This is a genomic window from Shewanella hanedai (assembly GCF_007197645.1).
Classification (GTDB): Bacteria; Pseudomonadota; Gammaproteobacteria; order Enterobacterales; family Shewanellaceae; genus Shewanella; species Shewanella hanedai.
The window spans coordinates 186406-196894 of the sequence record NZ_VKGK01000005.1 but is presented as its reverse complement, the minus strand read 5'-3'; the positions used below and the strand labels follow the sequence as shown (position 1 = coordinate 196894).

The window sequence follows — 10489 nt, the reverse complement described above, 5'->3', positions numbered from 1 at the left end:
GACCTGTTCGAATAATGTGACCTAGGTCATGCGCGAAGTCTATTACTAAAACAGACACTTTTCGAGTGTTATTTTAGTGGTAGATCCACTATAAAACCAGTTACAGCAAGCTTTTATCTATTAATATGAACAAACAACCGCGATTTAAGCGTAACTATTCAAAACAGAATGCAATAAAAAAGGAGCCGAAGCTCCCTGTTTATGCCAGCTATCGAGGTTTTCGCCAGAAGAAGGCGGCAATTGCGGGTAAAATAATTATGGCGCCCAACATATTTACTAAAAACATAAATGTAAGCAAGATCCCCATATCCATTTGGAACTTTAATGCAGAGAAAAACCAAGTACTCACGCCAATAGCCAAAGTCAGACCGGTAAATATCACCGCACTGCCTCGTTCAACTAACGCTTCATAATAAGCATCTTGCACTTTCATGCCATCTCTCAGTCTAACTGCCATCGTCGATAAAATATAAATGCCGTAGTCCACACCAATACCTACGCCTAATGCGATAACGGGTAATGTACTCACCGCCAAGCCGATATCGAGTTGTGTCATTAACGCTTGAGCCAGTGTCGAAACAACATAAAGGGGTAAAATGACCGCGATAGTAGCCCTTAACGATCTAAAACTAATCAGACAGAGTACAAAAACCGCACCATATACATAAAGCATCATGGGTAACTGTGCTTCCGCTACAGCTTCATTCGTCGCTGCCATAACACCAACAGGGCCAGATGCTAGCTTGAACTGTATCTTGTCATTATCCATCTCAGCCGAAAGGGCTTTAACCTTTTCAATGACCAGTTCAATCGTTTCCGCTTTATGATCTTTCAAAAACAGGTAAACAGGCATAACTGAGCAATTACTGTTCAATAAACCTGAAGTAGTTGGCACCCTTCCCACAGCCTGAACAAGGCTCGCAGTTGTTCTAGGTAACACTTGCCACTTGGGATTGCCTTCGTTAAAGCCAGCGTTGACACGTTTTGCTACCGAAGCTAAGCTTGCCGTTGCTTCAACCCCTGGTGTATTACCAATAATCCATTCAAACTCATCAATTTGAGTTAATACTGAATGATAGGTACATGCTTCAGGAAACGCCTCAACAATCACGGTCATCACATCAGTCGTGATGGAAAATTTATCCGTAATATAGAAGGTATCTTGATTATATCTTGAATCTAAATGCAGTGCTGGTGCCCCACCTTGTAGATCACCGACTTTCATCAAACTCGCCTGCTGCGCTCCAAACCCATAAAGAACTGCTGTGATAACCAAAACCCAAATCGCATATTTTGGCGTGGCAAACAGCGACAGTTTTCTCCAGAGTTGATTGATTTTACTTTGAGATTCATTCGCCAATTTTTTAGGAACTGACACATGAGTATATGAAATCACTAAAGGAAGTAAGATAAGGTTAGTCAGAATGATCACACCCACACCGAGTGATGCAGAGATAGCCAGTTCACGGATAATGCCTATATCGATTGCCAGCAAGGTCAAAAAGCCAACAGTATCTGATAGTAAGGCAATACCGCCAGGGATCAATAAACTTCGAAAAGCCAAAGCCGCAGCAGCTTTAGTGGTTTCGCCATCAGCCACTCTCCGCCTAACAGCGTTGATCATCTGTACGCTGTGGCTCACACCAATCGCGAACACCAGAAATGGGATCAAAATGGACATAGGATCTAAACCAAATCCCACCACAGTTAATAGACCCAACTGCCAAATAACAGCTATCAAACTACAAGCTAAAGGTAAAAACGTCAGTACTAATGATTTAGAAAACAGGTAAACCATGATCGCAGTGACTAAGATAGCTATAAGGAAAAATAGCATCACCCCTTTTGCGCCTTCAGCCACATCCCCCGCCATCTTAGCAAACCCTATGATGTGGATTTTGATGTCTTCATTTTCAAACTGCGTCCGTAACTCTTGCTCTAACTGTTCAGCAAACGCCAAGGTATCGAGAGGTTCACCAGTTTGAGGATCAAAGTCCATCAACTGAGCAGAGACCATAGCAGCAGAGTAATCTTCTGCGATCAAGCGTCCTACAATGCCCGCTTTCTCAATATTTCCTCTAACGATGGCTAATCCAGCTTCAGTGGTTGAAAAATCTGCTGGTATAACAGGACCACCGGCAAAGCCATCTTCGACCACTTCAGTGAAACGTGTTGAGGGAGAGAACAGTGATTTAACCTGTGATCTATCCACACCAGGAATAAAGAAAAGTTGATCATGTACGTTTTTCAACGCATCAAAAAAGGTTTCATTAAAGATATCGCCACTGGTATCTTCTACCGCAACCATAATACTATTCGCACCACCAAATTGTTTTTGATGCTTTAAATAAGTTTGCATATAGCTATGATTTAGCGGAATATTTTTAATAAACGCCGCATCCATCTTTAAATTACTGGCTTGAAACCCTAAAAAAAGAGTTGTCAGCATAAACAAGATTATGACAAAAACCCTGTGCCTAAATAGGAAGGATTCAAATCCATTGACCATTTTATCTAACATCTTAAGGATCCTATTATTTTAGTTCGAAGAGGCCTTTAGTACCTGCAACCCACACATGCCCCTGAGGATCTTGATCGATAGAAACGAGATTCTCACCTTGACGCTGAGCAATCAGCTCACTTTCTCCACTGTCAGTAATGTCTACCACGACACCAGCATTGCCAACGACACGTATTCCACCATCAATCAGCATGGCGCCATTAATCGTGGAATCTGTCGGTAACGTAATTTCACCCCATTGAGCCAAATCCATTGCCGTTTGAAACAGATGCCCTCGCAAGCCCATGACATAAAAACTCTCTTTTGACTCAATAATATTAAAGAGCGATCCATCATAGATAAAATCAAGTTTTTGCCAATGAAGTCCACGATCATCGGATATCGACACAAGGCCAAGCTCTCCAACCATCATAAAACGACCGTCTTTTGTGGCTATAATACGGTTAAAATGTGGTAGCAGTGTGCTACGCTCACTAAGGTATATCGCTTCATCTTCCGCTTTTAACTCTGCTAGGTAAGCCACATCGTCTTCAAGCAGTAATTCTTCGTGGTATTCTGCGGTCCAGTCAATTCCACCGTTGCTAGTACGATAAAATAGGCCATATGCACCAATCGCAACACCATGGTTCTCATCAAAAAAGAGCACATCAAATAGCGGTTTTTCAATCTCAGGCGAGCTCATCTGAACCTGCCAAGTTAAACCAGCATCTTGAGTATGAACAATGGTCGCATCATGACCCACTGCCCAACCGAGTTTAGGACTGATAAAAAATACTTTCGTAAGGTGTGCCGATGTGGGTGATAAAACCTGACGCCACTTAGGAGTATTCTCATCGTCAAAAATAAAAATATGTCCTCGCTCACCAACAGCGACCATCGTCTGCTCGTTAACGGCGATATCGAGAATGTTTGACTTAATAGCCAAAGGTTGAATTTGATTCTTTAAACTAAAAGAGCCATTAGCCATAGCTGAAAGCGGAAATAAAGTCGCAGCCAATAAAAAAACTAAGATCAATCGAAGCATGCTAGACAACATACAAACTTCCTTAAGAGATAAAGGGGCACATCTCTGTGCCCCTGATGTATCGGGGAGAGTTAACGAATACCTGCACGTCTTAATGCTGCTGGAGTGAAATTAGCTTCACTCAACTTAGCATCAAAGTTATACATACGGCCTTCGTTATCTAGGCCCATAGCGAGATATCGACGTGATTGAAGATCATGAAAAACCTCCAACGTACTCCAATGCGTAGGAACTTCGTAATAGTTAAGACCGTGTGCAACAGCAACACGATATAACTCATCACGATTATCGTACATGTCGGCTAGAGAAACCTGCCAAGAGTCCTCATCAATATAGAAAGTACGAGTCTTATAGATATGACGCATTCCCTCTTTCAGTTGAGCCTTAACAACCCAAACACGGTGCTTTTCCCAACGAACAAACTCAGGGTTGATATGACCGGGATGAACAATTTGATCATACTCCAGCTTATCTGAATGAAGTTTGTAATCGTTATACGGAATATATACCTCTTGTTTACCGATCAACTCCCAGTTATAGCGCACTGGAGAGCCGTTAAACATATCGAAATCATCGGTTGTTCTCAGGCCATCAGATACTGAACCTGGAGTGTCAAATGCGACATTAGGCGCTTTACGTACACGTCTCTGACCCGTGTTATAGGTCCAAGCTTGACGGGGTAACGCTTCCTGATCCATTGTTTCCTTAACCAGTAGAGCTGTGCCTGCCAAACGCGCAGGTTGAGTCACCACTTGCTTAAAATAAAACAAGGTGTTGGTTGCATTCAACTTATCGAGAGTCATTTCAGGGCGAGCATACTGGAATCGAATCTCCTCTGATGTTTCAACCAATGTATAACTGCCGCCAGCGGTTGGTGCAGCTTGACTACGGGCTGTTTCGACATCAACACCACGAAAGCGCAGTACATGGTTCCAAATAACCTCTAAACCATTTTGCGGCATCGGGAAAGGAACACCTATCGATGCACCTTTAACGCCGTTACCTTCTGAAACAAGTTCAGCTCGGGTCGCATTGGCTTTAGTAGCGTCATAGACAAACTGAGGAACAGATGCCGTACGACGAGTCTGATAAACGTTCATCTTATAAGTGTCAGGGTAAAGCTCAAACAGCTTCATCTGACCTTCACTAAGATTCGCTTTATACTTATCTTTGTTAGCATTAGTGATCGTAAACTCAATCTTATCTTGCGAAAAAGGATCAGGGTGATGCATCCCCTTCTCGTATCCCGCAACAGCAGATTTAATACCACCATCCCAAGCTGGAATGGAGCCATCGGCATTCGCCGCTCTGACTGCACCCATAGGGGTTAGCTCAGTACCTAACTTTGCAGCTTCTGCCTCGCTGACTTTAGCCAGTGCGCTTGGAGCACTTAGTGCAACCATCACAGCAGCCGACAATATCCCAAGATTATTCATTATTATTGTCCTTGTGATTTAGATTGAATACTTGATGTTAAATGACACGTAATCACGGTCAGACATCTGGTTTGTCGTACCTACGCCACCAAAGAAACTGTTGTAAGAGAAATCAGCACCCCAGCGACTCTGATAATCAAAGTTAACGCCAACAGAGACAGACTTCTTACCTTCAGTAAATAGGAACATAGGATCCGGAGTGATGCCTTCAACATCATGAGAGAAGATAATGCGAGGTGACATGTTGACGCCAGCAAACAAGTTATTGTAGTCAGCTTTAGCCACTAAACGGTATCCCCAAGAGAAATCAGTTGGGAATGGATTCGTTTCAACGCCATCTTGTAATGCTTGGATAATACCTGGCATATCAGGGTTACCACCAGAACGAGCCGTTCCAGGACCGTTTAAGCGCAGTACATCTTGATCAGGCATATCATGGATCCACACACCACCAACTTCAGCTAGCATGACTAAATTACTCATGCCCCATGTAGGTCCAAATAGGTGTGTTAACGTAAATTGTGCCTGAGTCGTATCGCGTAAAATATAACCTTGTGCGGTTTCACCAGGTGCAATCACACCCATTTGTGAAATACCATCCAGATCAGGACGCAGACCTGCATTTGCTAGCTGCTGTGGCATAGCTGCAAACAACAATTCAACATCATCAATCTGCAGTGGCTCATCCATACGGTGGGCAATTTCACCCGCGACTGAAGTATCAGCAACTAGCGTATTGAAACTTAAACCGTAAAGTTGAATATCCTCTGGATAAACGATTTGTGCCTTAGAGAATGTTTCTAAGCCTAGTAGGGTTTCACGATCAACCGTGCCACCACTAGCTGCAATGCCACCAAGGGTCTTAAGATCGCCAGCAATCGCTTCTTGTGTGAAATTGGCAACTGTACCGCTAATTAATGGTCTACGACTGTGGTAATTCATGTAATACAGGCCAAACTCAGTTTCACCGAGTTCAGGGGCGTAATAGCCAATCTTAAGACCGAATTGACCCGAATCACTTGCACTTGCCTGATCTTCAACTAAGGTCACTTTGGTTGGATAAGCCAAAGCCAGTGCACCTAACTGTTCAGGCGAAACCTGGCCTGATGCCATCATCGCGACTAAGTTATTATACTCTTGCTCTAAAAACTCAAGGTTAATATCAGGGTTAGCGTTGAAACCTAGCTGAGCATTCTGACCATAACCACCGTATCCTGCAAAATCATTGGTAGAGAAGTATGAACCAGGAGTTGGTACCCAGACCGGCTCCCAATCGTACTGGTAAAAAGCTTCAACCGACATTTCATCTGTAAGACCCAAAGATGCCCAGATCATGCCTTGAGGTCTAAAGGCCTCTTTTAATTCAGAACCTGGTGCATTAAGGATATTAAGATCAACAGGGTTAATGACACCAATTCCGTGTGGTATGAGTGTGCTCTCTCCCCAAGATACCACTTGGTTACCGATACGAACGGTAAGTGGATTGGCACCATCATTAAAATCGAAGTCGCCATAAACAAATGCATCTAAAAGTCGAATATCTTTACATTGCACATCCGATGCTTTCGAATCACTACACGGATCATAATCCTTACCCGTTATCGGATCGGTGTAGCCATAACTGCCATTATTGGCTTTTTGATCGAAGAAATACATTCCTCGCGCAAACACCCCAAAGTTTTTATATTTAAGAGACAGTTCATGTAATCCCTTAAATACAACAGCGGTAGTGTCACCTTTCGAATAAAGTTGATTACTCAAATCACCATTACTGGAGTATGACCCTGGCTGCGCCCATATCTGAGCTGAGGTATATTTTGGATTGTTGAATGCTGAATAATTAGACCAATCGAAGTTAGGATGATTGACCTTGCCGATGTGGTTGTCCCAGTCACGACCTTCAACGCGCCAACTCGCACCCGCTGATAAGGTTGTATCGAATGTGCCTTCAACCTCTCCCCAATTGAATGATATTGCACTAACACTGGATGTAACTCCCATTGTCAGTGCCGCGACGATCCCTAATGCAAGCGTCGACTTATTAAAGCCGTTAGTAACCTTTTTCATTTTAGCTCTTCTCCGTAACCTGCTGGATTCTTTGTTATAGGAATGACAACCAACATCTTGTTAGCCGACAGGTAACACCATTGTTACAGCATTTACATCTCATGAGCAAGGCAGAAGATAAGAAAATCTTCTGAAGTTTTAAGCAGTTTCGTCAATAATAAAACAATAATTTAAACGCTTGATTTAAAATTGAACTAAAAGAGGTAGGATTAGCCTTGAATGCGACAATAAATAATCTTAATAACAATGAGATAGGAGTAAGAAGATCGAGCAATCTTGCTATAGAAATATAATCGGTCGTTTGAAGTAAATACTCTAATTTATATTGGCGAAATTTGTGTCAACGACAATAGTTCGCCAGTACTGGTCAATTCAATTTTGAATTGCCCCTTGATCCCAGACCTTGTTAAAAAAGGTCGGAAATGTCTGCCATTAATCCAAAGTGTTTTACCATTTTGATCATGCACTTCGACCTTAGTAACATGGCCTTGGTAATACCGTTCAAATTCTTGGAAATTAACATTAAGAGAAAAGTAAAAAATCATCTTTTTAAATCTTATAAGAGAGAACAATGCCTATAACAGAGCTGTTATAGGCGTTATATATGTTCAGAACACTTCAACATGCTCGCTTAAACACGTCAAAGTTAAAAAAATTAATGAGTACTATGATTCCCTAAACACCGCCATTAGTAGTGGCATCAAGGGAATGTAGTGACAGTAACTAAGCTTAACTTTTCCACTTATCAGCACGCTGAATCCTGCATGCTGAGCTCATTTATGCACAAACAGTTCGAACTGACTCTAAGCTCTGACTAGCAATCAAGCGCTTTTGACACTTTCTCATAAAGATCGCTTGAGAGTTCTGGTAGTGCCAAAATTCGAGCCAAAGACGCTTTCATCAAATTTTGCCTATGAATGTCGAATTTTTTAAATTGAATCAAGGGAGTGATAAGTCTCGCCGCCACTTGAGGGTTTAATTTATTCAACTTAATAATAGTGTCAGTTAAGAAATCATAGCCTTTACCGTCATGGCGATGGAACTGGACTAAGTTAGCGGCAGCAAACGCACCGACTAACGAACGAACCCTATTAGGATTTGAGAAACTAAAAGATGCATGTTCAGTTAGCGCCTCTAGCCTCTCTAGACACGTATCGGCGCCTAATGTCGCTTGTAGAGTTAACCATTTATCCATCACCAACGGTGTCTCAAGCCATTTAGTCTCATAATCCGCCATAAGCTCGCTTCTTAAGGCCGATTCAGCTCCATTTAACGCCTGTAAAGCGCCTAAGCTATCAGTCATGTTGACTGCAAGCTCATACTGTAACTTTGCGTGATCTTGATGTTGGTCTGATACTCTTTGTAATAAGAGCAGGCACGCATTTTTAAGCGAGCGAGCTGCTGAACTATCAATGTTAACCAGCTCTCGGTAGCGAGTCAGTAGTTCATCTTCACATGCCGATGCAAGCTCTTCAATAACGAAGTCACGTGCAGTGGCCAGAATATCAAGCTCAACTGAACTGACTTGTTCAATTAACGCTGAAACACTTGGGAACGTTAAAATCTCTGCCACAAGCGCAGGATCTAACGACTCAGACAGTAATATGCCTCGATAAGCATCGGTCAGTCTAAGATCAACATGCATTGCCTGTTTTGCATTTAAGTTTTCAACATTCGCCCAGATTGATTGGCTAAATAGCGCAACTGAGGCTTCCCAGCGAGCCACTTCACTTGATGCAAAACGCATCAAGTGAACCAACTGCTCAACGGAATAATCAAAATCAAGTTTCACGGGAGCAGAGAAGTTCTGTAACAAAGAAGGCGTCGGTTTATGAGCGATATTGTCAAAGACAAACTCTTCACTAGCAGACTTAACATTGAGCACTTCAGTCAACATAGAATCACCGTTTGGTGATATCAGCTCTAAATCAAACGGAATATGCAGTGCCGCTTTCTCTGTTTGATCAGCAGTTGCAGGTGTGAACTGCTCAATTAACAAAGAATATTGTGCCTTCTGCTCATCATAGCGCTCTTTAACGCTCACAATCGGCGTACCTGATTGGCTGTACCATAAGATAAACTGACTAAGATCGACACTACTGGCGTCCTGCATCGCAGCAGTAAAGTCATCACAGGTCACCGCTTGGCCATCATGACGCTCAAAGTAGAGCTTCATACCCGCTTGAAAACCAGACTCTCCGAGTAAGGTGTGCATCATGCGGATCACTTCAGCACCCTTGTTATAGACTGTAACCGTGTAGAAATTATTCATTTCAATCACAGATTCAGGTCGAATTGGGTGAGCCATTGGCCCAGAATCTTCAGCAAACTGCTGGTTTTTGATCACTTTAATCGCATGAATACGATTTACAGCACGAGAGCCGAGATCAGAGCTGAACTCTTGATCCCTAAAGACGGTCAATCCCTCTTTAAGACTTAACTGGAACCAATCGCGACACGTCACTCGATTCCCCGTCCAGTTATGGAAATACTCATGACCAACCACAGCCTCAATACCGTGATAATCATCATCCGTTGCCGAATCGATATCTGCCAATACATATTTAGTGTTAAAGACATTCAAGCCTTTGTTTTCCATCGCGCCCATATTAAAGAAATCAACGGCAACGATCATGTAGATATCGAGATCATATTCGAGATCAAAACGAGACTCATCCCACGCCATGGACTTTTTCAATGATGCCATCGCATGATGAGATTTGTGTAGATTACCTTTATCGACAAAAACCTGAAGCTTTACAGGACGCTTGCTACGGGTAATAAACTCATCTTCTAAGAGATCGAAATCACCGGCCACCAAGGCAAACAGGTAAGCAGGTTTTGGGAAAGGATCTTGCCACTGCACAAAATGACGACCTCCTTCGAGATCACCTTGATCCATGAAATTGCCATTACTTAATAGATAGGGAAAAGCCACTTTGTCGGCTTCAATTCTAACACTATAAATAGCAAGAACATCTGGTCTATCAAGGAAGTAAGTGATACGTCTAAAGCCTTCAGCTTCACACTGAGTACAATAAGCACCATCAGACATATAAAGACCTTCAAGGCTTGAGTTAGCTTCTGGATCGAGTTGATTAACAATCTCTAATTCAAACGCATTCAGATCAGCTTCAATCGTCAGCGTAGTTTCCCCTTGGGTATAATTAACTTCAGCCCCATTGATCTTAACTGAAATCAACTTCATCGAATCGCCATCAAGCACTAGCGTCGTTTGTTCGTCATCATGACGAACTACCTGACTTTTGGCAGTCACTTGAGTATTTGGGCCTGCTAAGTCAAAGCTCAAATCAAGATGGGTAATAGTGAATGCTGGCGATAAGTAATCTTTGAGGTATTTCGCTTTAATTTGTGTCATGTGTCTACCTTTTATCCCTGTAAAAACAGGTTTTAAGTATAAAAAAAACGCGCTTAAAGCGC

General features: G+C 42.5%; 6 protein-coding genes. All 6 read right to left on the bottom strand.

What is annotated here, in order from left to right; genetic code table 11:
* Positions 1-208: 208 nt before the first annotated feature.
* Positions 209-2521: an efflux RND transporter permease subunit gene (locus tag FN961_RS06465; protein WP_143563736.1), complete on the bottom strand. Its 2313-nt coding sequence runs from the start codon at positions 2519-2521 to the stop codon at positions 209-211.
* A gap of 13 nt (positions 2522-2534) precedes the next feature.
* On the bottom strand, positions 2535-3557 hold the full coding sequence (locus FN961_RS06460; protein ID WP_143563735.1) for a beta propeller repeat protein: 1023 nt from the start codon (positions 3555-3557) through the stop codon (positions 2535-2537).
* Positions 3558-3616: 59 nt separating this feature from the next.
* A complete protein-coding gene (locus FN961_RS06455; RefSeq protein ID WP_143563734.1) occupies positions 3617-4981 on the bottom strand; it encodes a DUF1329 domain-containing protein in 1365 nt (454 codons plus the stop codon).
* Between the two features lie 18 nt (positions 4982-4999).
* Positions 5000-7048: a DUF1302 domain-containing protein gene (locus tag FN961_RS06450; RefSeq protein ID WP_143563733.1), complete on the bottom strand. Its 2049-nt coding sequence runs from the start codon at positions 7046-7048 to the stop codon at positions 5000-5002.
* Between the two features lie 320 nt (positions 7049-7368).
* Positions 7369-7593 (bottom strand): DUF2835 domain-containing protein, encoded by a 225-nt coding sequence (locus FN961_RS06445; protein ID WP_143563732.1) that lies wholly within the window; start codon positions 7591-7593, stop codon positions 7369-7371.
* 269 nt (positions 7594-7862) lie between these two features.
* Positions 7863-10427, bottom strand: coding sequence for an aminopeptidase N (pepN, locus tag FN961_RS06440; protein WP_143563731.1), 2565 nt, complete (start codon positions 10425-10427; stop codon positions 7863-7865).
* Positions 10428-10489: the final 62 nt, after the last annotated feature.